Annotated in this window: 22 protein-coding genes; 7 read left to right on the forward strand and 15 right to left on the reverse strand. The window is 37.5% G+C overall.

Going from position 1 to position 26,747, the window contains the following annotated elements; all coding sequences use genetic code 11:
* The first annotated feature begins 3 nt into the window (after positions 1-3).
* Positions 4-1,287 (forward strand): phosphoribosylamine--glycine ligase, encoded by a 1,284-nt coding sequence (gene purD / locus ACMFKV_RS03610; RefSeq protein WP_336287957.1) that lies wholly within the window; start codon positions 4-6, stop codon positions 1,285-1,287.
* 360 nt (positions 1,288-1,647) lie between these two features.
* Here purD and ACMFKV_RS03615 read toward each other — a convergent pair whose 3' ends face one another.
* The 7 genes from ACMFKV_RS03615 to ACMFKV_RS03645 form a co-directional block, all read right to left on the reverse strand.
* Complete coding sequence (locus tag ACMFKV_RS03615; protein ID WP_336287958.1) at positions 1,648-2,172, reverse strand: DUF6101 family protein; 525 nt, start codon at positions 2,170-2,172, stop codon at positions 1,648-1,650.
* Between the two features lie 151 nt (positions 2,173-2,323).
* Positions 2,324-3,733 (reverse strand): FAD-binding oxidoreductase, encoded by a 1,410-nt coding sequence (locus ACMFKV_RS03620; RefSeq protein WP_413154519.1) that lies wholly within the window; start codon positions 3,731-3,733, stop codon positions 2,324-2,326.
* 2 nt (positions 3,734-3,735) lie between these two features.
* Positions 3,736-4,698 (reverse strand): L-threonylcarbamoyladenylate synthase, encoded by a 963-nt coding sequence (locus ACMFKV_RS03625; RefSeq protein ID WP_336287960.1) that lies wholly within the window; start codon positions 4,696-4,698, stop codon positions 3,736-3,738.
* Positions 4,695-5,366, reverse strand: a complete 672-nt coding sequence (locus tag ACMFKV_RS03630; protein WP_413154520.1) for a ribonuclease HII — start codon at positions 5,364-5,366, stop codon at positions 4,695-4,697. The genes ACMFKV_RS03625 and ACMFKV_RS03630 overlap by 4 nt, the downstream gene beginning before the upstream one ends.
* 284 nt (positions 5,367-5,650) lie before the next feature.
* Positions 5,651-6,568, reverse strand: a complete 918-nt coding sequence (locus ACMFKV_RS03635) for a 4-(cytidine 5'-diphospho)-2-C-methyl-D-erythritol kinase (RefSeq protein WP_413154521.1) — start codon at positions 6,566-6,568, stop codon at positions 5,651-5,653.
* A 258-nt stretch (positions 6,569-6,826) separates the two neighbouring features.
* Positions 6,827-7,678 (reverse strand): S49 family peptidase, encoded by an 852-nt coding sequence (locus ACMFKV_RS03640; protein WP_336287963.1) that lies wholly within the window; start codon positions 7,676-7,678, stop codon positions 6,827-6,829.
* Between the two features lie 199 nt (positions 7,679-7,877).
* Positions 7,878-8,666 (reverse strand): tRNA1(Val) (adenine(37)-N6)-methyltransferase, encoded by a 789-nt coding sequence (locus ACMFKV_RS03645; protein WP_336287964.1) that lies wholly within the window; start codon positions 8,664-8,666, stop codon positions 7,878-7,880.
* A 257-nt stretch (positions 8,667-8,923) separates the two neighbouring features.
* On the opposite strand from ACMFKV_RS03645, the gene ACMFKV_RS03650 reads away from it, so the two are divergent.
* From ACMFKV_RS03650 to glyS, 4 genes are all read left to right on the forward strand, one after another.
* Positions 8,924-9,940 (forward strand): polyprenyl synthetase family protein, encoded by a 1,017-nt coding sequence (locus ACMFKV_RS03650; RefSeq protein ID WP_413154522.1) that lies wholly within the window; start codon positions 8,924-8,926, stop codon positions 9,938-9,940.
* A gap of 89 nt (positions 9,941-10,029) precedes the next feature.
* Positions 10,030-11,724 (forward strand): tetratricopeptide repeat protein, encoded by a 1,695-nt coding sequence (locus ACMFKV_RS03655; RefSeq protein WP_413154523.1) that lies wholly within the window; start codon positions 10,030-10,032, stop codon positions 11,722-11,724.
* A 101-nt stretch (positions 11,725-11,825) separates the two neighbouring features.
* Positions 11,826-12,770, forward strand: a complete 945-nt coding sequence (locus tag ACMFKV_RS03660; protein WP_336287967.1) for a glycine--tRNA ligase subunit alpha — start codon at positions 11,826-11,828, stop codon at positions 12,768-12,770.
* Positions 12,770-14,992 carry a glycine--tRNA ligase subunit beta gene (gene glyS / locus ACMFKV_RS03665; RefSeq protein WP_413154524.1) on the forward strand — a complete coding sequence of 741 codons (2,223 nt, stop codon included), beginning with the start codon at positions 12,770-12,772 and terminating at the stop codon, positions 14,990-14,992. Before ACMFKV_RS03660 ends, glyS begins: the two co-directional genes overlap by 1 nt.
* A 278-nt stretch (positions 14,993-15,270) precedes the next feature.
* Here the strand turns inward: glyS and ACMFKV_RS03670 are convergent, their stop codons facing one another.
* The 8 genes from ACMFKV_RS03670 to ACMFKV_RS03705 all read right to left on the reverse strand — a co-directional run bounded on the left by ACMFKV_RS03670 (position 15,271) and on the right by ACMFKV_RS03705 (position 22,896).
* Positions 15,271-15,765: a F0F1 ATP synthase subunit B gene (locus ACMFKV_RS03670; protein ID WP_413154525.1), complete on the reverse strand. Its 495-nt coding sequence runs from the start codon at positions 15,763-15,765 to the stop codon at positions 15,271-15,273.
* Positions 15,766-15,776: 11 nt separating this feature from the next.
* Entirely contained in the window at positions 15,777-16,343 is a 567-nt protein-coding gene (locus ACMFKV_RS03675) for a F0F1 ATP synthase subunit B (RefSeq protein WP_413154526.1), read from the reverse strand.
* A gap of 135 nt (positions 16,344-16,478) precedes the next feature.
* Positions 16,479-16,709, reverse strand: coding sequence for a F0F1 ATP synthase subunit C (locus ACMFKV_RS03680; protein WP_004855165.1), 231 nt, complete (start codon positions 16,707-16,709; stop codon positions 16,479-16,481).
* A 54-nt stretch (positions 16,710-16,763) separates the two neighbouring features.
* Positions 16,764-17,522, reverse strand: a complete 759-nt coding sequence (locus ACMFKV_RS03685) for a F0F1 ATP synthase subunit A (RefSeq protein WP_336287971.1) — start codon at positions 17,520-17,522, stop codon at positions 16,764-16,766.
* A 7-nt stretch (positions 17,523-17,529) separates the two neighbouring features.
* The gene (locus ACMFKV_RS03690) at positions 17,530-17,955 is read right to left on the reverse strand and encodes an AtpZ/AtpI family protein (RefSeq protein WP_336287972.1); all 426 of its coding nucleotides are present in this window, start codon (positions 17,953-17,955) and stop codon (positions 17,530-17,532) included.
* 677 nt (positions 17,956-18,632) lie between these two features.
* Positions 18,633-20,060, reverse strand: a complete 1,428-nt coding sequence (der, locus tag ACMFKV_RS03695) for a ribosome biogenesis GTPase Der (RefSeq protein WP_336287973.1) — start codon at positions 20,058-20,060, stop codon at positions 18,633-18,635.
* A gap of 4 nt (positions 20,061-20,064) precedes the next feature.
* On the reverse strand, positions 20,065-20,736 hold the full coding sequence (locus ACMFKV_RS03700) for a DUF2659 family protein (protein ID WP_336287974.1): 672 nt from the start codon (positions 20,734-20,736) through the stop codon (positions 20,065-20,067).
* A gap of 387 nt (positions 20,737-21,123) precedes the next feature.
* Positions 21,124-22,896 carry an SLC13 family permease gene (locus tag ACMFKV_RS03705; protein WP_413154527.1) on the reverse strand — a complete coding sequence of 591 codons (1,773 nt, stop codon included), beginning with the start codon at positions 22,894-22,896 and terminating at the stop codon, positions 21,124-21,126.
* A 364-nt stretch (positions 22,897-23,260) separates the two neighbouring features.
* On the opposite strand from ACMFKV_RS03705, the gene ACMFKV_RS03710 reads away from it, so the two are divergent.
* On the forward strand, positions 23,261-24,952 hold the full coding sequence (locus ACMFKV_RS03710) for a hypothetical protein (RefSeq protein WP_413154528.1): 1,692 nt from the start codon (positions 23,261-23,263) through the stop codon (positions 24,950-24,952).
* Between the two features lie 155 nt (positions 24,953-25,107).
* Positions 25,108-26,469: a Na+/H+ antiporter NhaA gene (gene nhaA, locus ACMFKV_RS03715; RefSeq protein WP_336287977.1), complete on the forward strand. Its 1,362-nt coding sequence runs from the start codon at positions 25,108-25,110 to the stop codon at positions 26,467-26,469.
* Positions 26,470-26,747: the final 278 nt, after the last annotated feature.

A 26,747-nucleotide genomic window follows, 5' to 3' on the forward strand; every position in this document is an offset into this window, starting at 1 on the left:
ACAATGAACATTCTTCTTATTGGTTCAGGTGGACGAGAACATGCTTTAGCATGGAAAATAGCAGCATCACCACTGCTAACAAAATTATATTGTGCTCCTGGAAATCCTGCAACAGTGGAATTTGGGGAAAATATTGATTTGAACATTGATAACCATTCTCTCGTCATTGACTTTTGTAAAACACATTCTATTGACCTCGTCATCATTGGACCTGAAGCACCATTGGTTGCAGGGTTAACAGATTCCCTTAATAGTGCTAATATTCATGTATTGGGCCCCACAAAAAAAGCTGCTCAACTAGAGGGTTCAAAAGCTTTTACAAAGGCTTTATGCACTAAGAATAACATTCCTACAGGAACTTACCAATGCTTTAATGATGCCTTAAAAGCCAAAGCCTACATTCGTCAACAAGGTGTCCCCATTGTCATTAAAGCTGATGGCTTAGCCGCAGGCAAGGGTGTTGTTGTTGCAACAACAATGGAAGAAGCATATAATGCCGTTGATGCACGCTTCAAAAACGCATTATGCAATGCAGAAGAACAAATTGTTATAGAATCCTTTCTTGATGGAGAAGAAGCGAGCTTCTTCTGTCTTTGTGATGGTAAAATCGCTATTCCTTTTGGATCTGCACAAGATCATAAGCGTGTTGGGGATGGTGATACTGGAGCCAACACAGGTGGCATGGGAGCTTATTCACCAGCACCCATTATGACAAAAGAAATGGTGAGTCGCACCCTCAAAGAAATTGTTGAACCCGCTTTACGTGGCATGAATGAAATAGGAGCTCCTTTTAAAGGCATTCTCTTCGCTGGATTGATGATAACGCAGAAAGGACCTGAATTAATTGAGTTTAATGTACGCTTCGGTGATCCCGAGTGTCAGGTTTTGATGATGCGTCTAAAAGATGATATTCTTCCGCTTTTTCTTGCTGCAGCTCAAGGAAATCTTGAAAAGAAATCTCCGCAATGGTCTGAAAAAACTGCTTTAACCGTCGTCATGGCTGCCAAAGGTTATCCAGATTCTCCCCAAAAAGGCACCGTTATCCGCAATATTGATAAGGCGAGCGCTCTCTCTGATGTGAAAATTTTTCACGCTGGTACAGCATTACACAATGGAGAATTAATTGCTAATGGTGGACGCGTTTTAAATATAACAGCAACAGGAGAAACCGTTACGTATGCACAAAAACGCGCCTATGAAGCTGTCGATTGTATCGATTGGCCAGAAGGTTTTTCCCGACGCGATATTGGATGGCGAGCCATTGCGCGAGAAAATTCAATTTGCTGAGCTTTTTTTCATAATTTTATAATTTCACATAACTGCATGATGTGTCAATCTGCTAGCTGTTCTATGTTTCTTACAGCTTTGGAAAAAATATTGAACCTTTTAAAAAAAGCAAATTCCATAAATATGAAACTGCAAAGCGCAATTACATGACCGTCCGTTACTTTATTTGTTCATGATTCAATTGCTTTATCACTTGTTACAAAGCACTTTTTGCTTACCAGACTTCAAAGACAAGCGTCACGATTATCATTGCCTTTGCGCATTGTATATAATGAGCTGCAACTTTTTTATTTATACCGTATAAAGACTTAATCACAATTAATAATAAAGACGCAAAGAATTAATACACGTTAATATTTATTATATCGCAATCTGATTGGCAATCACTAAACGCAAGCCTAAGGAATTGCCATGACGAAGCAAAAAGCGCTTTTGTTTAGAATGCGGTATCGTACAAAAAAATTGACGTAAATCAGAACGATCTTTGACAACCATAACACTATTATCTTCATTAATCATAAGCATAGGAAGGCCATAAGTATCCGCCCATAACCGCCAATCCAGAAGAACACTATTCAAATTTCTAGAGACTAAAAGTCGAATGCAAGCTTCTTTATCTACATGAAGCAGCTCCAACGCAACAGCTCTTTCTCCTGAAGGAGTTTTCACTGCACGCGCAGCAATCCCTTTGAAATGATCAGCTGGCACTAAATGCGATAAACTTGAAGAAATATCTGTTTTAAAAAAAACACCATGCTCATTTAATGAGCAAACTATTTGATTTCCTGTTTTTGATGAAAAATATGTTATCGTTTGTGGCAAATGACACGGATCTAACCGAAAATCAAGCCCCGCCTTTTCCTGATTAAAGCACTGATTAGCCATATACAGTATCCCAATTTGATCTTAATAACATAATGCATTCTAACAGCTTTTTCCCATTGGATTATTAAAAGATTGCGTAAAAAACAACTGGTTTATTTTTTGGTTATTGAAACCTAAACAAAAACACGTGACAAAATTGACTGTTCTTAAATTATAATATTTTTTTAGGATTCATAATCCCTAAAGGGTCAAGCATTTTCTTAATCCCCTGCATAATATCCAACGCAACAGGTGATTTGAAAGTGCGTAATTCTTCACGCTTAAGTTGACCAATTCCATGCTCCGCAGAAAATGTACCTTGATAGCGCATCACTAAATCATGAATGCGGCGATTCATTTGTGACCATAATTGTAAAAACGCCGCAGTATCACCTCCAACGGGCTGTGTAACGTTGTAATGCAAATTTCCATCACCCATGTGACCAAAACAAACTATCCGCGCATTTGGAGCAATATCTTCAACAATAAGAGCCGCCTCAGCAATAAAATCAGGAATACAAGCAATAGGCACTGCAATGTCGTGCTTAATAGATCCTCCTGCTAATTTTTGTGCATATGACATACTTTCACGCAATTTCCAAAAAAAATCTTGCTGCCTTAACGATTGCGCAATAACCGCATCCTCTATTACAGCACCTTGTAAAGATTCCTCCAAAATAGTACTTAGCACTGATAATGCCTCATTATCATCTTGCAATGATGAAATATTAATCAATACATACCATTCATGCTCATGTTCAAAAGGAGAGCTCTCACACGTGTTATAGCTTAGAGCCATTTGCAAGCTGAATTTTCCCATAAGCTCAAAACCAGTTAACATCCCTCCCCCACGGCATTGAGCAAGAGATAAAAACTCAAGAGCCTTCACTGGACTGTGCAAGCCCACAAAAGCAACAGCTTTTCCTTTAACTTTTGGAAAAATTTTTAAAACTGCTGCAGTTATAACGCCTAGAGTACCTTCTGCACCAATGAAAAGATTTCTCAAATCATAACCGCTATTATCTTTCTTCACAAAACGCAAATCATCCAAAATACGACCATCTGGCAAAACAACTTCCAAACCAAGACAAAGCTCACGTATATTGCCATAAGCTAACACAGCTGTCCCTCCAGCGTTAGATGAAAGATTTCCCCCTATTTGACAAGAACCTTCTGACCCTAATGAGAGAGGAAAAAAGCGATCCAATTCATTCACTTTTTTTTGTAAAGTCTGTAAAATAACGCCAGCCTCTACCACAGCAAAATTGCCTTCAAGATTGATAGATTTAATCTTGTTCAATCGTTCCATGGATAAAATAACGTCGCATCCATCTTCATTTGGCTGTTGCCCCCCCACAAGACCTGTATTGCCACCTTGAGGCACAATTGGAGTACGCGTTTGGCTAGCCAATTGCATAATTGATGATATCTCCGCTGTGGAAGATGGGCGTAAAAGCAACGGTGTTTTGCCATGGAAAAGTCCCCGCTCTTCAAGCAAATATGGTGCAATTAATGCTTGATCTGTTATAGCGTGTGCAGCACCAACAATTTCTCTAAATTTTTCAATCAAACCTTGCTCCATCTTCATTTCTCCCTTGGAGCCGCAGCACGTATCAAACGATCATTAATAGCCTCACCTAATCCGTACGATGGAATAGGTTCTACTGCAATACATTTCAAATTGAATGAATCTAACTGCTTCATATATTGAAATAAATGAGAAGCAGCCTCTTCCAACTTTCCACTTTCACTAAGGTTTAAAACAGAAACGGCATTTTCAACACCCATAATGCGTCTGGGACCAAACGCTAAAAGCGCTTCACCACGTTCTACCTTTTGTACATTCAAACGAACTGCAGTATTGGGTGCATAATGCGACTTTAACATACCTGGTGCCTCAATTGCTACCTGTTGATCCATCCGTTTCAGTGATTTTCCTGCTACTTCTTCAATTGCTTCAGCCGTGAGTCCCCCAGGACGCAAAAGATAAATATTGTCATTACAAACCTTAATAATTGTTGATTCAAGCCCTATTTTAGAAGTCCCTCCATCAATAATTAAAGGAGTGGAAATTCCTAAAGATGCCAAAACAGCTTCAGCTGAAGTCGGACTAAGGCGTCCTGATTGATTTGCACTAGGCGCAGCCAGGGGACGACCAAAGCATTCTACAACTTCCGCAAAACTACTATCTGGAAAACGAACAGCTAATGTATTAAGACCAGCAGTAGTGAGAGGATGGATATTATGATGTGCCTTTAAAGGTAAGACTAATGTCAAAGGACCTGGCCAAAATGCTTCCATTAACTGACGTGAAAGAAAATCAATTTCAACGTAACACTCCGCCATAACGATGCTGCTTACATGCGCAATAAGAGGATTAAATTTTGGTCGCTTTTTCGTTAAGAAAATAGAAGCTATTGCTTTACCGTTTGTCGCATCGCCAGCCAATCCGTAAACGGTTTCTGTCGGCAGTGCCACTAACCTTCCTTGTTTAAGAAGCGCAACTGCCTCCTTTATCGAAGCACTATTGAGAGGCAGAATTGTCATAATATATCATCCCTATAGCGCTCTTTGAGTGGTGCAAAACTATAACGGTGTAATCCCATAACTGGTCCATATTTATCAAGAGCTGTACGATGTGCTAGCGTTGCATAACCTACATGTTTCTCTAAACCATACTCTTTATAAACTTGCCCAGCACACTCCATCATCCGATCACGCGTTACTTTGGCAATAATGGATGCTGCTGCAATTGAAACCGAACGCTGATCGCCCTTAATCAAACTCATTGCTGGACAAGATAGCTGGAAGGGGATATCACGCCCATCAATTAATGCATAGTGAGCTGGCACTGCTAATCCTCTAATACAGCGACGCATTGCTTCTAAAGTTGCTTTTCTAATATTAGACTGGTCGATCGTATAAGCACAAAGACTAGCAACCGAAACGGCTAATGCACTTTGCAAAATTTCATAATAAAGTTCATTGCGTCGTTTGGCAGAAAGTTTTTTTGAATCATTTAACCCCTCTGGAATATGGTCTTTATCCAAAATAACTGCCGCTGTGACTACAGGTCCCGCGAGAGGACCACGTCCAACTTCATCAACACCAGCTATATGAAAAAACCCCCGTTCTTGCAAATCCAATTCGCACGAAAAATTTGGCTTAAGCGGTAAATTAAACATATTTGATACATTATCGATGTGATGAGACATATATCTATTTTTGCACCACTGCCTATTTTCTGCAATCCCTACAGAAAAAATAGCTCATCCAGCATAACCACTACGCTCCCCCATGCAAACACAAAGAAAAAGAATTCAATACATGAAATATCTAGTAGACATCCAGCTTCTTTAACATTGTTCATCACATCTTTTCCATGCTATTACATATTCTATATGCTATTATGTAAATCTGCAAAATAAAAACCATATAAATTACCAAGTTGCCGTATAACAAAGTTATCGTTGATTTAAGCAAAATCTTTTAATTTATATTATCTACCTTTAAGCGTTCCTAAAGCGATAATAGGCTTAACAAACCAGTCTGGATGCATTGATTTAATAAAAAGTGCTGCCTGCTGTGCTGCGTACTTATCTTTAAAAATACCAAAACAAGTTGCACCACTCCCAGACATACGAGAAAAAAGAGAGCCACTCTTATCTAATGTATGTAAAACTTCAGATAATCGAGGTGCAATTTTTAATGCAGGCACAAAAAGGTCGTTACGCGTTTCTTGTAAAACTTCAACCAATGAATAAACCGTCTTTAAAGCCACTGGATCAATTTTTAAGGGAGAATGATTATGCTCTTCCAAGATATTAAAAACAGCTTTCGTTGCAATGCGTTGTCCATGATTAACCAACACCATTGCAAGAGAACAAGCCTCTTGTAGCCGTGTTATATTTTGCCCAATTCCTTTAACAAAAAGCGGCTGTCGATATTCTAATGCAAAAAGACACATCGGCACATCAGCACCAAGCACTAAGCTCATTTCCGCTAACTTTTCACGAGAACAATCAAGATTCCATTGCTGACGTAATATGCTTAAAACACCAGCAGCATCGCCTGAACCTCCACCAACCCCTGAAGCAACTGGCAACATTTTAACAAGTCGAAAAAAAGCAGGTTTAGCACGTTTAGGAAATGTCTTACACATAAAATCATGTGCGCGAACAACCAAATTATTTGTATCTGAAACAAGCCCGTCAGCAAAAGAGCCTGCTAAAACAAAGCGGTTACTCTCAAAAGGTGTATAGCCTAAACAGTCACCACTCAAACTAAAATAAACCAAACTCTCTATTAAATGATAACCATCAGCGCGTTGACCCACAACATGTAAAGCTAAATTTAACTTAATGGGTGTAAATATATAAGAATATCCTTTAAATGAAGCTTGTACATTTGATATCATTTAACGTAACATTCATCAGTGAAAGAATCTTTTACCAATGTGCCCCTTATATGTACATGGGAATGAGTTTTTGCACAAAAAAACATGCTGCGATACTTTCTGCAATTGCTTTCTAAATAAACAGCAAACGTAGAAAGCCATCATGCAAATCAAATTTGATGCAATCATTCCCATCATTTCAGATATTTATCCTTCTATCGTTGTTTTTAAGTAAAATTATCAACTAAATTCAGTATATATCGAATCATCTCACCCTTATTACAAACCATAACGCTGCCAAAGTGCCCGCTCTTGCGCTACCATCAATGCACTATCAACCGCTGTGTGAACTGCATCAGCAGTAATCCCTGAAGGAGCTTTAGACCCTAAAAAACTCTTTGGAGGAGTAATTAATCGAAGTTTCGTATCATGTCCAAACCGCTCCTTAATAACAGAACGCACATCATTCAATCCGTCAATTAGACCAAGTTCAACGCCTTTTTTTCCACCCCAAAACATTCCTGTAAAAATATCTGGATCATTTGATAACTTTTCTGCACGTCGCTCCTTAACCAAATCGATAAAAATTTGGTGAACTTCAAGCTGTAGAGATTTTAAATGCTCAATCCCCATCTTCTTTTCTGGCTGAAATGGATCTAATACAACTTTATTTTTTCCTGCTGTATATACACGACGCTCTATGCCAATTTTTTTCAAAAGCTCAGGAAAACCAAAGGAAGCTGAAACAACCCCTATAGAACCAACAATTGAAGAAGGATCAGCAAAAATTTCATCTCCAGCACAAGCAATCATATAACCACCTGATGCTGCTACATCTTCAATAAAAACAAGAACCTGTTTATCTTTTTCCTCTGCTAAATCACGGATACGCTTGAAAATAAGACGTGACTGTACAGGTGATCCACCAGGAGAGTTAACAATAATAGCAACAGCTGGTGCTTTTTTGTAAGCAAAAGCCTTATCTAAAAGATTCGCACACCTGCTTAGCGAAAGTGTACGGGTTACCATTGAAGTTGAATCCATAATCGCCCCATGAAGGCGCACTACAGGAATTTCAAGTTTACTAGAATAAAAGCGATGTGGAATAAGATTTTTGATAGCATCAATCAAAACAAAATTTCCTTATAAACTAGGGAAGACCAAATAAGCAAGGACACAAAAAAGGAAGAGCGTAACTATACACAAAAGTGCTAATAAAAGTAAAAATCACAAATCCAAGTCCGAATCCATCCAAAATTACAATCTCCTTTAAAAAAAATTAAAGGTTTGATTTAAGTTTAAATCATAAATTGGAAAACGTAAAATATCATTAAAAAAGTTCCCACAAACTTATACGCCCATTATTAATTGCATCAATTCGCGGTGAAAAAGCGTGACCATCACCCTCATGTATAACCAGCGGCGGCAACACAGATAAAGCTGCACGACTTCCTCGTTTTGCATAAAACAAAACACGAATTGCAGCTGTTACAACGCGCGCATGAATAGGAATGATGCAAATATTACCAAAGCGTCCCTCTAAAGCACGCAATATATCAGTCAACGACTGCGGTCGCGCAATTAACCCCAAATATCCACTTGGTTTAACAATTGCAGCCGCACTGCGAAACCAATTATCAAACATCGCTTCAGGCATAACATGTGCCTCAAATCTTTGTTCATCAGGCGTTTTACGATCCTCAGGATTATTAAAAGGCGGATTCATAATTGCAAAATCAAAACTATTATCTGCTAAACCTGCTTCTAAACGAGCCTTCCCTCTACATGTCACATCTGCTTTTAATAAGCAAATTCGGTCAGCAAGTTTCTCATTTTGTTTAAGCATGAGCGTTTTTTGAGCGTAAGATACCATAAAAGCTGACCGCTCAACTAATGTAACATGAGCCTCCAAACAGCGTGAAGCTACTGCCAATCCTGCAGCACCAGCACCAGCACCTAAATCAACAACCTTACCTTTAAAATTATTGGGAACCAAACCAGCTAATAACATAGCATCCATACCAGAACGGTGACCACGTGAACGTGGCTGGACTAAATAAAACTTTCCACGATGAAATCCATCAACTGTTTCATCACTATGATTCGTTGTTTTATTCATTTAAAATCCCAGTATTCATCTTCATAATTTGTATTTCTACCTATCAATCAATTATCCCCAAAAAACCATTTTAATTTTTTCATAATTTCATAAAAGCAACATTATCTAAAGTATGAAAAAATACTCCTTGACAAATATCATTTAAGGCTTGCACTTCAAAGTGATATCAAAGCTTGAGTCAAAGCGATCCCCCCTTTATGCTATGAATAAAAATGAAATTCGTATATGTTTATTAAAATACTCTAGGAGTAAACACATTGAGTGCAGTCACAAAACCAGACCAAATAAACGATAATAATGCTTCTCTCCAATCTCTCATCAATCTTACCAAAGATGATATGGAACGTGTAAATCAGTTCATCCTCTCTATGGCAAAATCAGATGTTGCAATGATTCCTGAAATTTCAAACCACCTTATTTCATCAGGTGGAAAGCGATTGCGTCCAATGATCACATTAGCTTCTGCTCATATGTTTAATTATCACAATGATGGTCATATAAAACTCGCAACAGCAGTTGAATTTATGCATACGGCAACCTTATTACACGATGATGTGATCGATGAAAGTAATTTACGACGCGGAAAATCTACTGCACGAATGATTTGGGGAAATCAAGCAAGCATACTTGTTGGTGATTTTTTATTGGGACAAGCTTTTAAAATGATGGTTGATGTTGGTTCTATAGAAGCACTCTCCGTCTTAGCCAATGCTGCAGCAATTATCGCTGAAGGAGAAGTTATGCAACTTTCTGCTACAAAAAATGTAAAAACTAGTACTGCAGATTATCTCAAAATCATCAACGCAAAAACGGCTGCACTTTTTTCGGCTGCCGCTGAAGTTGGACCAATTATTGCTGATTATGGACATAAAGAGCGTCTTGCATTGCGTGAATATGGAACGTTTTTAGGGCTAGCTTTCCAATTGATTGACGATGCACTTGATTATGGTGGTGCTGCCAAACATCTGGGAAAAAATATAGGCGATGATTTTCGAGAAGGCAAAATTACTATGCCTGTTATCCTTGCCTATGCACGAGGCAATATCGCGGAAAAAGCATTCTGGAAACAAGCTCTTGAAGACGGCAACAATAATGACGAAGCTTTCACATACGCACAACAGTTAATAAAAAAATATGACAGTCTTACAGATACGATAGAGCAAGCACGCATTTATGGAAAGCGTGCAACCGATTCTCTTGCTTCAATGAACAAAAGCCCCGCTTATAATGCTCTAATCGAAACTATTGACTTTTGTATTGCACGTGTAAATTGATTCTTGGTAGGAATCACAAAATTTTTCAATAAAGTTACTGAATATGATTTATAAACCGTACAGTTGGTTGATTAAGAAGGATGATCTCTATGCGCAGTGCAAAAATATCCCGCTTTTTTATTCTCTTTACCGCGGGTATCATACTGATGCCGTCCCCTCTATATAGTAAAATTGATACAGCTGTCAGTACAAATTCATTTACAGGCGCTTATCTGGCTGGAAGAGTCGCAAATCATGAAAATAAAACAGATCTTGCCATCGATTATTTTAAACAAGCACTTGCTTATCAACCTGATAATATTGAAACACAAACAGAAATTTTAGAAGTAATGCTATCTGCTGGTGCCTTTAAAGAAGCTGTTAAACAAGCCCAAAAACTGAAAAAGCAAGATATTATAACTCCCTTTGTTACTTTGACGTTGTCGATAGAAAACCTCATCAAAAAAGACTATAAAAATGCTGCACTTATTTTACAATTAAAGGAACCTCCCACTATCAATAATCCCATACCAGAATTAATTGGCGCTTGGGTCACATTTGGGTCTGGGCGCCAATCTCAAGCAATCGCTCATTTTGAGAAAGTCCAAAGACCTGCTTGGTATGATTTTTTCATATGTTATCACCTTGCACTCATGAGCGACTTAGCAGGACATACGCAGGAAGCAAAAAAATATTTCACTCAAGCGCTTAACAATCAACAAGGTCCTCTTATAGCTCCGAATACTTATGAACGCGTCATCATAGCCTATACCTCATTCCAATTGCGTCATAAAATGCACAACCAAGCTATTCAAACCCTCAAGCACGGCGAACAGATATTGCCAAACCGAGAAACACTCAAAAATATCCGAGAAAAAGTTGAGAAAGGTGCTATCTTAGAACAGCTCATTAAAACACCTCAACAAGGAGCAGGTGAGGTATTGTATAATTTTGGAACATCCCTTAATCACAAAAACTCTGGACGAATTGCACGTATTTTCAAACAATTATCTTTAGCCTTGTACCCTCAAAATGACGCAGCACTCTTCCAATTAGCAAACACTGCTGCCAGACTGAACGATCTCAATCAAGCAACTAAACTTTACCGCGCTTTATCACCCAGCTCCTCTTATTATAAATCTGGACAGCTACGGCTTGCACTTATTCTTGCAAACAATAACAACTACAATGAATCTATCAAATTACTCACATCATTAAAGAAAAAATTCCCTAATGACCGGCATATTTTAATAATGTTAGCCGCTATTTATATGCAGGAACATAAATTTTCCGAAGCTGTCAAAGTTATGGATGGTGCCATTGCACGGATAAAAAATTTTCAACAAGACGATTGGAAACTTTTTTATCAGCGTGGTATTGCATTCGAACGTTTACAGCAATGGCCAAAAGCCGAAGTTGATCTGCGAAAAGCACTTGAATTTTTCCCTGATCAGCCGCAAGTTCTTAATTATCTAGGCTATTCTCTCATTGATCGTAATCAAAAACTTGAGGAATCACTTCGTATGTTGCAAAAAGCTTCTACATTACAATCTCAAAATAGCCATATCCTAGATTCTTTAGGGTGGGCTTATTATAAGCTTAAGCAATATAACCAAGCTGTCCAAATATTGGAAACGGCTGTCAAGCTTCAGCCTGAAGATCCAACATTAAATGATCATTTAGGTGATGCCTATTGGAAAGTTGGACGCAAGCGTGAAGCAATATTTCAGTGGAATCATGCAATAGATGGGGAGCCAGAAAATTCCAAGGAAATTGAAGAAAAGTTGAAATTTGGCTTGCAATAAATAACGGTGCTTGACCATAACCATATGAAACAATAGACAGTAATCAAGGTTGAAGTTCCTTGAGTCGCTGTTTATTGTGACAACATTAAAGAGTATAAAGCGTGAAATTGCCTGAATATCTTAATCCTATACGTTCTTTTCAGGGACTTATTTTAACTTTACAAAATTATTGGGCTCATTACGGATGCGCAATTCTGCAACCTTATGACATGGAAATTGGAGCTGGAACTTTTCACCCAGCCACAACACTGCGCTCACTGGGACCACGCCCTTGGAAAGTAGCTTACGCACAACCTTCTCGGCGCCCAGCAGACGGAAGATACGGAAAAAATCCGAATCGTTTACAGCACTATTATCAATTCCAAGTACTTCTCAAGCCTTCTCCCCCTCACCTACAAGATCTTTATATAAAATCGCTACAAGCCATCGGTCTTGATACAAGACTTCATGATATTCGCTTTGTTGAAGATGATTGGGAAAGTCCAACGCTTGGGGCTTGGGGACTTGGATGGGAATGCTGGTGTGATGGAATGGAAATCTCTCAATTCACTTATTTTCAACAGGTTTGTGGCATTGAATGCGCTCCAGTTTCAGGAGAACTTACCTACGGGCTTGAACGTTTAGCAATGTATATTCAGGGTGTTGATAACGTCTATGATCTTAACTTTAATGGTTTAGATGGAGAAAATAAAATAAGTTATGGGGATATTTTTTTACAAGCAGAGCAAGAATATTCATATTATAATTTCGAATTTGCTAATACCAAATTACTGCACCAACATTTTATCGATGCAGAATCCGAATGTATCGCACTCCTTGAGGCTGGAAAACCAAAGAAAAAAAATGACTCACATCTGTGTGTTTTTCCAGCTTATGACCAATGTATTAAAGCGAGCCATATCTTTAATCTTTTGCAAGCACGTGGCGTTATTTCTGTGACCGAAAGACAAAGTTATATTCTTCGCGTTCGTGATCTTGCACGCCGCTGCGGAGAAGCTTTCTTACTCACTGAAGCTGGTAAAATACACACAAACGGAGAAGCCTAATGTCTGATCTCCTTCTTGAACTTTTCAGCGAAGAGATCCCTGCTCGCATGCAACGAAAAGCTGCTGCCGACCTCAAAAAATGTGTTACGGATCAACTTGTCAATGCAGGCTTAACCTATAAAGCTGCTCGTGAATATTGGACACCTCGCCGGCTAACATTAGATGTACGGGATATTTCTATACGTTCAAGAGATATCCATGAAGAGCGTAAAGGCCCCAGTACAAAATCACCACAACATGTGATTGATGGCTTCCTACGTGCAACAGGACTGAGCGATATTTCTGAAGCACATATTGCACATGACAGTAAAAAGGGTGATTTTTATATCGCTAAAATCATCAAAAAAGGTAGAAGTGCAGAAGAAATTATTGCTGCTATTTTACCAGATATTATTCGCAATTTCCCGTGGCCAAAATCTATGCGCTGGGGCAAAGATTCAGAAAAAAGTGGAGCCCTGAAGTGGATTCGCTCTTTACAAAACATTCTTTGTATCTTCGGTCCAGAAATTGGTGAAACGCATGTTGTTCCATTTACGATTGGTTCTCTTAAAAGCAATAATCTGACCTATGGTCATCGCTTCTTAAGTGATGAAAAACCTATCCAAGTTCGCCGTTTTGATGACTATGTCACCCAGCTTGAAGCACATAAAGTTATTTTGGATGCAGAAAGGCGAAAAAATATTATTTTGGCAGATGCTCAAAATCTTTGCTTTGCAAATGGCTTAGAACTTGTTCAAGATAGCGCTTTGCTGGAAGAAATCGCAGGACTTGTTGAATGGCCTGTGGTACTTATGGGAAGTTTTGACAAATCTTTCCTTGATATTCCTGCAGAAATTATCCGCTTGACTATTCGAGCTAATCAAAAATGTTTTGTAACCCGTAAACAAGGTGAACAAAGTAAACTTTCTCATCATTTTATTCTTGTCTCTAATATTCTTGCAAATGATGAAGGAAAAGAAATTTCTAAGGGAAATAGCAAAGTTGTATGTGCTCGTCTTTCTGATGCGCTATATTTTTGGCAAACAGACCAGCATAATCTACCTGATATCAAACAGTTAGAAGCCTCTGTTAAAAAATTTGATCTTGATTTAAATAAACCTCTCGATCAGAGAATGGCACGACTTGATCATTTGAATGTGACTTTCCATGCAAAATTAGGTACACAAGGTGCAAGAGTAGAACGAATCGCTGCATTAGCACAAAAAATTGCACCTTTAATGCAAGAAGATCCTCTATTAGCTAAACGTGCAGCAGTACTTGCAAAAGCCGATTTGCAAACAGAAGTTGTTGGAGAATTCCCTGAGTTACAAGGACTAATGGGAAGAAAATATGCACTCCTCCAAGGAGAAGATCCACGCGTAGCTGAAGCAATCGAAGACCACTATAAACCTCAAGGTCCTAAAGATCATATTCCGCAAGCGCCTATTGCTGTAACAATCGCGCTGGCTGATAAAATTGATATGCTCGTTGGCTTTTGGCTTATTAATGAAAAACCAACCAGTTCAAAAGATCCCTACGCGTTAAGACGAGCAGCATTAGGAATTATTAAGATTGTTCTTTTGCATAATTGGAAAATTAATTTTATGCCACTCTTTGATTTGGCAATGAATCTTTTTTCACAGCAAAATATTAAACATGAAATATCCCCTATAAAAGCTGAACAGTTGCAGAATATATCTCTGGAAAAAACAGAATATGTTTTATCAGATCTGTTGTTCTTTCTCCATGAACGTCTCAAAATTTATCTAAAAGAGGAAGGCGTTCGTTATGATGCTATTGAAGCAATTTTGCATAAAGATGCTGATGATTTTTTGTTGATTACACGCCACATCACGGCACTTATTGCTTTTATCAATACAAATGATGGGAACAGCCTTTTAGCCGCAATAAAGCGTACTGTAAACATTCTTGAGAATGAACTCCCAAAAGGCGCGCCAATAGCGCACGAAATTAACCCAGAACTCTTTGTTGAAACAGAGGAAAAACAGCTTTATCAAGCAATGATTGAGGTAGAAGCTAAAGTTCATCACCACATTAATACAGCAAGTTTATCACTTGCACTCAATACGCTCGTGCCACTCGGAAAATTCATTGATATATTTTTTGAAAAAGTATTGGTAAATGATAAAAATCCTCACCTCCGCACCAACCGTCTTGCTCTCCTTAAACGCATTCGTGCCATTACGCAAATAGTTGCAGACTTTTCAAAACTCGCAATCTAAAATCTAATGTTTTATCAACTTAAAAAATAATAAAGATAAAACTCTGTCATTTTTTAGAATTTTTGTCATCAAATATCTTAAAATGCATTATAGAATAATCCTATAATATTGCTCCAGATAATTGCAAAAATTGTAAAGTTATAGCGTAAAAGGTATATAATAAACTGATCAAAGCATTGAGCAAATAATCAAATATAAAACAGATAAAAATCAGAAAATCGCTAGATCTTGAAAAAAATTCAGCTCTCGAAGGTCAAATCTTTTCACTTACACAGCCATTAATTAAGATATGCTTTCATTTTTGTAAGAGACTCTTCAGAAAATGACTCTTTAATGAGCTTATCAGCTCTATCAGCATCTAATTCTTTTGTAATAAGTGTACGTGCAGCAGAAATTGCTAAATCAATAGCAGACGAAGAAACCATACGTATCGCGTCAGCTTCTGCTTGAGCAATTTTTTGCTCTGCCAGTTTATTACGATTCTTTACATACTCCTCCGCTTTTGCACGAGCTTCAGCGACTACAGATTCAACTTCATGCTTAGCCGCAGCAATAATTTCTTGTGCATCCTTCTCCGCTTCCGCATGTTTGCGCTGATATTCTGCTAAAATTTCTTGTGCTTCTTCACGAAGACGCAAAGCCTCATCGAGCTCATCTTTAATACGCTTTGCCCGTGCGTCAAGATGATTTATAATCTTTTCTGGAACCTTAAAATAAAATAAAAGAATTAGAAAAAGAACTAACCCAACAAAAGCCCAAAAAGTATCAGTCATTTTTGTAATCCTTAATAATTTGTAGCTTTCACAGCTGAATTAACAGAATCTTTGTTGACATCAACATTAATTAATTTTTTTACAATCTCAAAAGTCAATTCTTCAGCAATTGAGCCAACATTCCGCATAGCTTTATCCCGAATTTTTGCTATCTGTTTTTCAGCCTCTGCTAGCTTTTTCTCTAAACTTTCTTCAATTTCTTTTCGCTCACGCTCAGATTTCTCTTTTATCTTTTCACCAGCTTCCTGCGCTATAGCATGAGCCTGTAAACGAGCCTCAGCTAATTTTCGTTCATAAGTTTCAACTACAGCATCTGCTTCCTGCTTCATGCGCACTGCTTGATCCAAATCAGATGCGATTCGATCTCGACGTGTTTCAATAACACCCCCGATACGCGGCACAATTACACGAGAGATAAAAAGATAAAAAAGCCCAAAAGAAATCACTAACCAAAAAAAATGTGAACCAAAATGCACAAAATCAAAAGGCGGAAACACCCGATTCACATGCTCTGTTGCATTTTTGATATGTTCTGCCGATATTTCAGTAGTCTGTGCGTAAGCGTTAGAAACAAGCATCCTGTTTTATCCTTCAAACAACTTAAAGATTCTCTCTTCAAAACCGATAATAACTTATTAACGTTTTTTTCATTAAGAGATAAAGGGTACGACCACCTTTCATCTAAAAAACAGACATACCCCTTTGAAAGTTGATTAAACTGCAAAGAGAAGTAACAAAGCAACAAGCAATGAAAAAATCCCCAAAGCTTCCGTCACAGCAAAACCAAAAACTAGACGACCAAACTGACTATCTGCTGCGGATGGATTTCGTAACGCACCAGAAAGATAGCTACCAAAAATATTTCCAAGACCCAAAGCTGTCCCAGCCATACCAAAGCAAGCAAGACCAGCGCCAATATATTTTGCTGCGAGCACTAATTCCATATTATTCTCCTTTGAAGTGAAATTGCACTGTTTGACGGGAAACTACCAGTTATATTAATGTCCTGGATGAACCGCATCATTGAGATACATACAAGTTAAAACCGTAAAGACGTATGCTTGAAGAAATGCAACCAAAAATTCAAGAGCAGTAATCGCTACGGTCATGATAAGCGGCAAAACTGAACCGCCAACGCCTACGATTCCTACTCCAATCATTGATACAATAAAACCAGAAAATACTTTGAGGGTAATATGACCAGCAAGCATATTAGCAAAAAGACGAAGCGAGAGACTTATAGGACGAGAAAAGAAAGAAATAACCTCAATCATCGTAACCAAAGGCAAAATTACAACAGGCACCCCACTGGGAACAAACAGTTTTAAAAAACTACACCCATGCTTATAAAAACCATAAAAAATCACCGTCAAAATCACCAACATCGCCAATGAAAAAGTGATCATAATTTGAGAAGTAATCGTATAAAAATAAGGGAAAAGACCAATAAAATTAGCAACCAGAATAAAAGTAAACAGAGAAAAAACTAAAGGAAAAAACTGCATTCCCTGCACACCAGATGATTCCCGCAAAGTTGATGCTACAAACTCATAAGCCATTTCTGAAATGGACTGCATTCGCGTTGGAACTAACCCACGACTTGATGATGAAAAGAAAAGAAAAACTGAAGTTACAACGACAGTAGCTACTATAAAAAATGATACATTTGTAAATGATAGATCCATATTTCCTATAGAAATATTAACTAACCGTGAAACCTCAAACTGATGAACAGGATCTGGAGCGTGCGATGTCACTTCAACCTCATTTATCGGACCTCTTTTCGGTCCCTTTATCTTGGCGCAATGCGCCTCTTTGCCCTAATTGGCTGGAGGCAATGTACCCCACAGACCGAAGAATACTTAATACACCAGCAGCAAATCCAAGAAAAAGAAAAAATACCAACCCCCATGGCAATGAACCCGCTAGCTTGTCAAACCCTAACCCTAACACCACACCAACAATAACACTTGCCAAAAACTCACTAGAAAGCTTAATTGCACGTGCTATTCCTTCTTGTGGCTTTTCTCCCTCATTCTTAAACTCCTGCTTCTTTAACGCTTCCTTACGCATCAAAGCTAAACCTAAATTCTGACTACGGCATTCCAAATCCTCTGGATGAAAACAATCTCCTTGCCTTTCTCCTTCAGCTTCCTTTTGCGGCACAACGGGTTCATCGCCCTTCGCCATAATCGGCTCCCTAATCAAAAAGCAAAGTCAAAATGTATCTTACAAAACCGTATATAACATATTGTTACCGAATTTATTCGTCAAGTCGCCAAAAGAAATCTATCACAATTTATCGCATAAAATATGCATTTAAATTTTATTAACTTTCATGTTAACGCACTCTAAAGAATCACTATAATCTGCAAATAACGCGTTGTAGCTTCAACCCAGAAAACCACATCTATTCTGCTGTATCCATTCTCATGTCACAGCTCTATCAATATATTGCATCAATACCCATTGAAAGAGATCGGCGATCATAATTGTGAGTAAATAAAAAATGGCATCAATGATATTTTACGTTCAATATGACCAATATACTATCTATTATCTATGTCGACTATGGAAAATTTTTTCTCCTCATCTGCTCTTAAAAATTGATAGCTTTACCGTTTTCAATTCGTGTAAATAACTACTCATAGAAGCACTTCTTACCTACCAATTATCTTTATTTTTTATGATTAAGATGGTTTATTTATGCAACAAAAAAAATGATTTTTTCCATTTTGCTTATAAGAGCACCATTATCTGTTGAGTTCCTTAAAAACCTTTAATTTTAAAACTCAATAACTCATGAAAAACATTCCTTAAAAATGCGTTCTTGACTGCACATTCTATTAGTTTTTTAAAAAAAGGAATCACTTCCTTTTGGAACGTGCTGCAAAGGGATTGTCAGATGTTCGTAATGATATACGAATCGGTACACCTAGCATATCAAACTTATCACGTAACCCATTAGAAAGATAACGCACATACGATTGGGGCATAACCTTTGGTCGCGAACAAGAAATTACAAACCCAGGAGGACGTGTCTTGACTTGTGCTATATACTTAACCTTAAGCCGACGTCCTGAAATTGCAGGAGGAGGATGATGCGCAACGACTGTTTCAAGCCATCTGTTCAATTTGCCTGTAGAAATATGACGATTCCACACACGGTGCATCATCATGATATTTTCCATGAGTTTATCAATCCCTTGACCATATTGACCTGACAAAGGAACAGCTCTCAAACCACGAACTTGCGGAAGAAGACGAGCACATTTTTCATGCAAATCAATCAATGTTGTTTGATGGTTTTCAACAAGATCCCACTTATTGAAGGCAATAATAGGAACTCGCCCTTCACGAATCACGAGATCGCAAATTTGTAAATCCTGTTTTTCAAAAGGTGCAGTTGCATCAAAAACGATCACCACGACCTCCGCAAAACGAATTGCACGTAAAGTATCTGCAACAGATAGTTTTTCTAATTTTTCTTGAATTTTTGATTTTCGACGTAAGCCTGCAGTATCAAACAGTTTAATATGACGATCATGCCATTCCCAATTTACAGAAATAGAATCACGTGTAAGTCCTGCTTCAGGACCTGTTAATAAACGATCTTGTCCCAACATACTATTGATGAGAGTCGATTTTCCTGTATTGGGGCGACCAGCAATTGCGATTCGAATGGGCTTGCTTTCATCGTAAACAGCTTCCTCTTCCTCCAAATCATCTACATCATCACCAACAGATGCAATCTGCATAGCGACATGCTTTTCTTCATTCTTCTTGTCAAAAGCTCTCTCTTTACCAATCGCATCTATAATGGCATCATGAAGATCCGTAAGACCTAAACCATGTTCAGCCGATATTGGGCAGGATTCCCCCAAACCGAATGACCATGCTTCATATCCTCCCCCTGTTGCCGCTTTTGACTCAGATTTATTAGCAACAAGAACGATTGGTTTACCCGACTTGCGTACCAATGAAGCAAAATTTAAATCACTTGGTGTTATTCCATTCTTTGCATCAAACATGAATAAAATAAGATCAGCTTCATCAATGGCAGCTTTTGTATGAGAACGCATGCGACCTTCAAGGGTATGATCCCCCGCTTCTTCCAGCCCAGCTGTATCAATCACATCAAAACGTAGATCGTAAAGCTTAGCCGCATGAACACGCCGATCACGTGTCACGCCTGGTTTATCATCAACCAAAGCCAATTTTTGCCCCACCAAACGATTAAATAGTGTTGACTTCCCAACGTTTGGTCGACCAACTATAGCAATGGTAAGACCCATCAATTTATTCCTTACTCGCCTTGCCTTCAGCTTGAATAAGCTCAAGCATGATGTGTGCCCGATCTGTTATTTTTGACCCTAAAGCACCTTCCTCAGTAATCCCCCGAAAATAATAAACTGCCTCATCCATCTTATTAGCTTTATAGGCAGCTAAGCCCAAAGCCTCTCTCGCAGACATATGCATAGGATCATTATCGTTTGCCATATCTTTGACGCGTTTTTTGACATCATCCAAGGTTCCTGTATCAACCAAAATATAAGCTGCCCGAATTCTTGCAATTTTTTGCAAAATTTGCGGCGCTTTTTCATCAACAGCAACAGAGTCGAAAACCTCCACTGATTTAACAGCATCCCCTTTTTCCATCAATAGAGAAGCTTCACGCAAACGAGCAAGAAAAGGATACCCTCCAAAGTTAGCTGCCTTAACATCTTCTAACTGCTTCATAGCCTCATCAAAATGGCGTGTATCTGCAAAACCAAGGCCTTTTATAAACATATCACTAATATGATCAGCTTTCTTCATTTGCTCATGACGGTAAATTTGGTAAATAGCTACCGTCAATATAAAAACAATGATCGCAATAATCATCGAAAGGCCATAACGTCTCCAAAAAGCAAGAGCTTTTTCTTGACGAAACTCTGCATTAACTTCAGAAATAAAATTATCATACGACATATATTATACCTTGGAAAAAATTTATTTTTTGCGCTTTTACGCATAAATGAACAAAGATGGTAGCCCCCATTAATTAAAAATACTAAAATCATCAGTTCATTAGTTTAAAATCAACGTGTATCCACATCAATTGATTTTTTTTAACTAGCATCAATCAAAAACGATATAATTATCTTGCAGTTGACTTAGCATTTACATATTTTTAATTTAAAAACATCTGAAATTAAATGAACAAGCGTTTTTACCCAGCATAAAAAAATTGCTTTAGCTATAATAAAACTCAATAATAAATCATACTTCTAGCAAAACTTTTTACATAAAACCTTTTTAGTGTCCCTTTGTTCAATTAATATTTGCTGCGATGTATAGTAAAGTTACGAAAATACTTTATTGTAATGGCCAAATCCACATCAGCATTGGAATCGCAACAATGACTATCAATACAGCCAATGGAGCACCCAAGCGTGGATAATCACTAAAACGATATCCTCCTGGTGCCATCACAAGCATATTGCATTGATGTCCAATCGGTGTAAGAAATTCACATCCAGCACCAATTGCAACAGCCATCAAAAAAGCCTCTGGCTTATAATGAAGAGAATGCGCAAAACTTGATGCGATTGGTGCTACCATCATTACTGTCGCTGCATTATTCAAAAATGGTGTTACCAACATTGCTGTAATCAACATAAGTGCTAATGCACCAGATGGCGGCAAAAATACTGCCAATTGGCTAAGCCAATGACCTATAAGTTCTGTGCATCCAGTCTTTTCTAATGCTTCACTTACTGGAATAAGGGCTGCTAATAAAACTAATATTTGCCCATCTAATGCCTGATATAAATCACGCGCGGGTAAAACCCTAAAAATAACCATTGCAGCTGCTGCAGAAAAGAAAGAAAATGCGACTGGAACAATCTGAAAAGCTGTAAAAATAATTGCTATAAATAAAATAGCTAAAGATACAAGGCCATGTCGTAAATTCCCAAACATAATATTGCGTTTTGCTAAGGGTAAACATTTCAATTCCCTTAACAAGTTTGGAATAACCATATCCTGCCCTTGTAAAACGATCACATCTCCAAGATGAAAATCAATATCACCGAGTCTTCCCCGTACCCTTTCATGCTGGCGACTTAATGCAAGCAAATTCACATCATAGCGATCAAATAACAAAAATTTTCTCGCGCTAATACCAATAAGAGGTGAATTATGTGTGATAACTGCCTCAATAATATCAACGTCGCTGTCTTTATCTCCCGTGGGAATATTGCGACCAGTAGAAAACTCTAGACGAGCAGAATTAATCACACTGTCTAGCCCTGTATGCGATCCTTCCAATACAACAATATCATTTTCAGAAAAAATAAAATCTGGCAGTGGCGAAATAGATACTTTGTTTCTGATAATTTGAATCACCATCACATCACCGCCTGATGGCTTAACGAGATCAATAATGGTTTTCCCCACAATCGGTGAATTGGCTGGAATACACACTTCTGAAACATAATTACGAATGTCAATAGCATCATCAAATGACGTTCCTGAACGCACACGCACAGGTAAGCGCCAAGAAAAAAAGACCAAATATAGCACACCAACACTTGCAACGACTATGCCAACTGGCGTAAAGTCAAACATGGTAAAAGGAGCTCCTGCTAAACGTTCCTGCATAGCTGAAATAACAACATTGGGAGAAGTTCCTATCTGTGTCATAAGACCACCTAACAAAGAACCAAATGCCATTGGCATTAAAAAGACAGAAGGTGAAATCTGAGAACGACGAGCAAATTGAAAAGCAATTGGAAGCATAATAGCTAACGCACCAATGTTTTTCACAAACATTGATAAAAATACCACAGTAATAACTAAAAAAGCCAATTGAAGGCGCACTGATTTTACATCTGGCCATATCCGTTGAATAATAAATTCCATTATACCAGAGCGTGATACAGCCGTACTTACAATAAACACACTACCTACAATAATAACAATATCATTACTAAAACCGCTAAATGCCTCCTTTGGACTAACAAGGCCAACGACACAAGAAATTAATAACGTACAAACAGCAATAAGATCATAACGGAATCGATCCCAAATAAAAATAGCCATCATGAGACCAATGATAGAAAAAGCCATTATTTGATCTTCTGTCATAATATCCACCTCTCCCCATTAGATTACAATGAAAAACAATATATTTGTTGTTTTTTAACCGCTCCTATAAAAAGCGACAAGATAAAAGCAGACATGGATATATTTTAAGCATGATGTAATACCATAAACAAAATCATGACCATCACATACTTATTATCTGTATGATAGCTCTTTTATAAAATGCTGAAACCAAAGAAAATTGGTGACAACTGATAAAAGTATATTGCAGTTTAGAATTATTCTACATACAAAAAATATAAATTGATAATTGTTGAACTGGTGCATAACATATCTAAGCCTTTGTCGTTACTTAAAGAAACTTATCTACACCTTCACATATAGTGAAAAAACGAAAGAAAAAATAATGATCAATTTTAATGGCGGATTAAAATACTGGCTAACATATATTATTGGATTTGCTGCTATTTTAGCAATTATAATTGTCGGTAGTTTTTATATGGCAAAACCTTATCTTGACAATTTTGTAAAACGAGAAATAGCTCGCCGTTCCATAAAAGCAGAGACATCCGAAGTCAGCATCATGGGCAAAATTAACATGACGAATGTCACTGTACCATCCCCTTCTGGCATGTCACTTAAAATTGGTGCTGTATCAGCTCGTCCACCAATTTCCTTTATTCCTGGTACCTTCACACTTTATAATGTTGATCTGAAGCAAGATAATATTCACGTACGAATTCCCAAAATTTCTATTAATAGTGTATTCCTAAAAGAAAAAGATACCACGATCAAACCTTCCCTTTTGCAATCAATTATGCGTATTGATCTTGCGTCTATTATCGCACCAGATATATTGTTTTCTATAGAAAATAAGCATAAATTACCCACAAACCTTGCAATAAAGGATTTTGAACTTTCTGACTTTAAAAATGGTCATATTCGTTCTGTTGGCATAAAAAGCATGGATTTTGTAGAGGCATCCGTAAAAGACGGAAAATCGGTGCGTCTGGTTGCCAAAAGTGATGCACTTAAAATTCGTGATATTGATTTCTACTATGCTCATTATATGACTTTTGGGGGGAATAACACCATCAATAAGGAAAAGACCCTCATTGGTCCTATTTCTCTAAATGGCATGGTGATCAATGTTTTTGAAGAAACAGAAAAAAATCCCTATGCCTCTCTCTCTCTTGGCAAATTTAAAATGTCTGCTCTAAAAGTGCGACCGCCTGAACAAGCTCCTGAGAAATTAGCTAGGGATTATCTTAACGCAAAAAAAGCAAACAATCAGATCGCTGAAACAGCTGCACGGAACGCTATTCTTATAAACTCCGTGCCCCTCATGATTTCAGCTAATATCCAACTTGATAAAGCTGCCATTGATGCACCACAGCTAAAGGCAACATTCGATTCACTCCAATACAAAGTAAGTCAATGGACACAGCCTGAGGAACAGCCTGTACTAAAAGAATTGCTAGTTTTTCTCGATAATTTTTCATTGGTACCTAAAAAAATAGAAAAAGAAAGCTTTAATGTCTTCAATAATATGGACTTTAATTCTGTTAATTTTTCAGGAAAAATTGATATTTCTTATGATGAAAAAAAGCGTACACTTTTTCTTAATACAATATCTCTCGATGTAAAAGATATTGGCTCTGGAAGAATATCCGCTAAAGTTGTTAATCTTGATAAAAAAATCTTTTCTGGTCAAAAAGATGCAATAGGTGCCGCTGTTCAAGACATTGGTATCACTGAAATTGATATGCGCTATACAGATGCAGGCTTCATTGATAAGTTTTTTTCTTCTCTTGCACAAAATTTTAATGACAGTGACCATGATCTCAAAAAGGAACTCTATGACCATTTTTCTCTGATGATGATGCAAAGCATTAAAATATTGCTAAAAGATTATGAAGACGCTGAAAATATTTCAAAGTCATTTGGTGACTTTGCTAAAAATCCGCAAACATTGATGATCAAAGTAACAGCGAAAGATAAAAAAGGTCTTACAGTAGATGACTTCGTAACTATCTTACAAAATGATCTATCAGCGGCTTTGAGCAAAGTAAATTTAACTGTCAAGACTGCATTATAGCACATAAAAACATACTCAACTTTAAAAATGATGCTCTTAACAATGGATAAGAGCATCATTTTTATTTTCTTCTCTTGTATGATATAATCGGAGTGTTCTATATGATATTCGCACAAAAGCCATACTAGAAAAATTATCGATACTTGGAGTTGTTGATGTCTGATTTATCCTCAAATCGTTTACCCAATCGTGCTTCTCGTGTCACAAATCAAGCGCTTTCTGCCATTGAAGGTTTTCTTCATATCGAAGCTTTCAGCGGTATTATTCTTTTACTGGCAGCAGCTGCCGCACTCATTTTTGCTAATTCTCAATATTTTTCTAATTATGAAACTTTTTGGCATACACCTCTTGGTTTTAACTTTGGTCATTTTACCTTCTCATGGGACTTACATTTTTGGGTTAATGATGTTCTCATGACTGTTTTTTTTCTCGTAGCAGGAATGGAAATTCGGCGCGAAATTCACGAAGGTGCTCTTGCTGATTTTAAACAAGCAATTTTGCCAATTGTTGCAGCAATAGGTGGAGTTTGTCTCCCTGCAATTATCTATCTCAGCTTCAATCTAAATGGTGGACATACTTACGGTTGGGCTGTACCAACAGCCACAGATATTGCCTTTGCTCTTGGTATTCTTGCTCTTCTTGGAAAAAAGATTCCTTCCAACCTGCATGTCATTCTTTTATCCTTAGCAATTATTGATGATATCATTGCTGTTCTTATCATTGCTCTCTTTTACTCAACAAGCTTTGATCCTAGTGGTTTAGCTATTGCGGCAGCAGGTATTGCTTTGGTGTTATTTTTTCAATGGATTGGACTTGCATCAGCATGGGTTTACACTTTACCTGGTGCAATCATCTGGTGGGGTTTAATGGTAACAGGAGCTCATCCATCACTTGCTGGCGTAATTTTAGGTATGATGACTCCAGTTTTGCCCACCCGTACTCTTGTAGCTCCGCTCACAATACTAAGCAATGCCATGACAATTCTTCAAGAAAAAAATATAAAAACAGACTTGCATCATATCTCGACCGCATTGAAAAAAATGCGTAGAGGACAACGTGATATGATTGCACCTGTAACACGTGTTCAAAAAGCATTGCATCCATGGGTCGCATATTGTGTAATGCCAATTTTTGCCTTTGCAAATGCTGGTGTTAGTTTTGCAAATTTTGATCTTTCTTCAGAAAAATCATTCTTGATTGTACTTGGAATTGTCATTGGTTTATTTGTGGGGAAGCCTCTTGGCATTATAACTGCAAGCTATCTAGCAGTAAAATCAGGACTATGTCGCTTGCCTCCAAATACAACATGGACAGGTATATTGCTGATTGGATTTTTAGCAGGAATTGGCTTTACAATGTCTATATTCGTTTCAATGCTTGCTTTTAAAGATATTGTCCTGCTTGATTCTGCAAAAATTGGTGTACTTTGTGGATCTGGCTTATCCGCTCTCGCGGGACTTGGATATGGAATTATTTACATCAAACGCAGCAAAAAAGTATCTCACAATTCTCAATAAATTAAATGACAACACTTTTTACTTTCATATTCTAAATAGCCAGTTTAGCTTATTCATTGTGTTATGTTTGTAGTATAATAGCATAATAATAAGAGGGATTTTCTATTGCTCCTTCATCAATAAATAAGCAAAAAGATTCGATACCGCTTTTTAAAATTATTAAACTTCCCGATAAATTTTATGAAGAAGGTAAGTTATGATAATATATAATTTACGCAAAATAATTTATCTTTATCTGATTACGTCATTCAGATCATAACTAATAGATAAAAATAATC

Source organism: Bartonella propinqua (assembly GCF_047263965.1).
Classification (GTDB): Bacteria; Pseudomonadota; Alphaproteobacteria; order Rhizobiales; family Rhizobiaceae; genus Bartonella.

Coding starts and splice junctions, on each gene's coding strand:
- ACMFKV_RS03675 (WP_413154526.1), bottom strand. CDS start 16,343: ATGCTTGTTTCTAACGCTTACGCACAGACTACTGAAATATCGGCAGAA.
- ACMFKV_RS03710 (WP_413154528.1), top strand. CDS start 23,261: ATGATCAATTTTAATGGCGGATTAAAATACTGGCTAACATATATTATT.
- ACMFKV_RS03690 (WP_336287972.1), bottom strand. CDS start 17,955: ATGGCGAAGGGCGATGAACCCGTTGTGCCGCAAAAGGAAGCTGAAGGA.
- ACMFKV_RS03655 (WP_413154523.1), top strand. CDS start 10,030: ATGCGCAGTGCAAAAATATCCCGCTTTTTTATTCTCTTTACCGCGGGT.
- ACMFKV_RS03620 (WP_413154519.1), bottom strand. CDS start 3,733: ATGGAGCAAGGTTTGATTGAAAAATTTAGAGAAATTGTTGGTGCTGCA.
- der (WP_336287973.1), bottom strand. CDS start 20,060: ATGGGTCTTACCATTGCTATAGTTGGTCGACCAAACGTTGGGAAGTCA.
- ACMFKV_RS03625 (WP_336287960.1), bottom strand. CDS start 4,698: ATGACAATTCTGCCTCTCAATAGTGCTTCGATAAAGGAGGCAGTTGCG.
- ACMFKV_RS03670 (WP_413154525.1), bottom strand. CDS start 15,765: ATGACTGATACTTTTTGGGCTTTTGTTGGGTTAGTTCTTTTTCTAATT.
- ACMFKV_RS03645 (WP_336287964.1), bottom strand. CDS start 8,666: ATGAATAAAACAACGAATCATAGTGATGAAACAGTTGATGGATTTCAT.
- ACMFKV_RS03705 (WP_413154527.1), bottom strand. CDS start 22,896: ATGACAGAAGATCAAATAATGGCTTTTTCTATCATTGGTCTCATGATG.
- glyS (WP_413154524.1), top strand. CDS start 12,770: ATGTCTGATCTCCTTCTTGAACTTTTCAGCGAAGAGATCCCTGCTCGC.
- ACMFKV_RS03615 (WP_336287958.1), bottom strand. CDS start 2,172: ATGGCTAATCAGTGCTTTAATCAGGAAAAGGCGGGGCTTGATTTTCGG.
- nhaA (WP_336287977.1), top strand. CDS start 25,108: ATGTCTGATTTATCCTCAAATCGTTTACCCAATCGTGCTTCTCGTGTC.
- ACMFKV_RS03680 (WP_004855165.1), bottom strand. CDS start 16,709: ATGGAATTAGTGCTCGCAGCAAAATATATTGGCGCTGGTCTTGCTTGC.
- ACMFKV_RS03630 (WP_413154520.1), bottom strand. CDS start 5,366: ATGTCTCATCACATCGATAATGTATCAAATATGTTTAATTTACCGCTT.
- ACMFKV_RS03635 (WP_413154521.1), bottom strand. CDS start 6,568: ATGATATCAAATGTACAAGCTTCATTTAAAGGATATTCTTATATATTT.
- purD (WP_336287957.1), top strand. CDS start 4: ATGAACATTCTTCTTATTGGTTCAGGTGGACGAGAACATGCTTTAGCA.
- ACMFKV_RS03700 (WP_336287974.1), bottom strand. CDS start 20,736: ATGTCGTATGATAATTTTATTTCTGAAGTTAATGCAGAGTTTCGTCAA.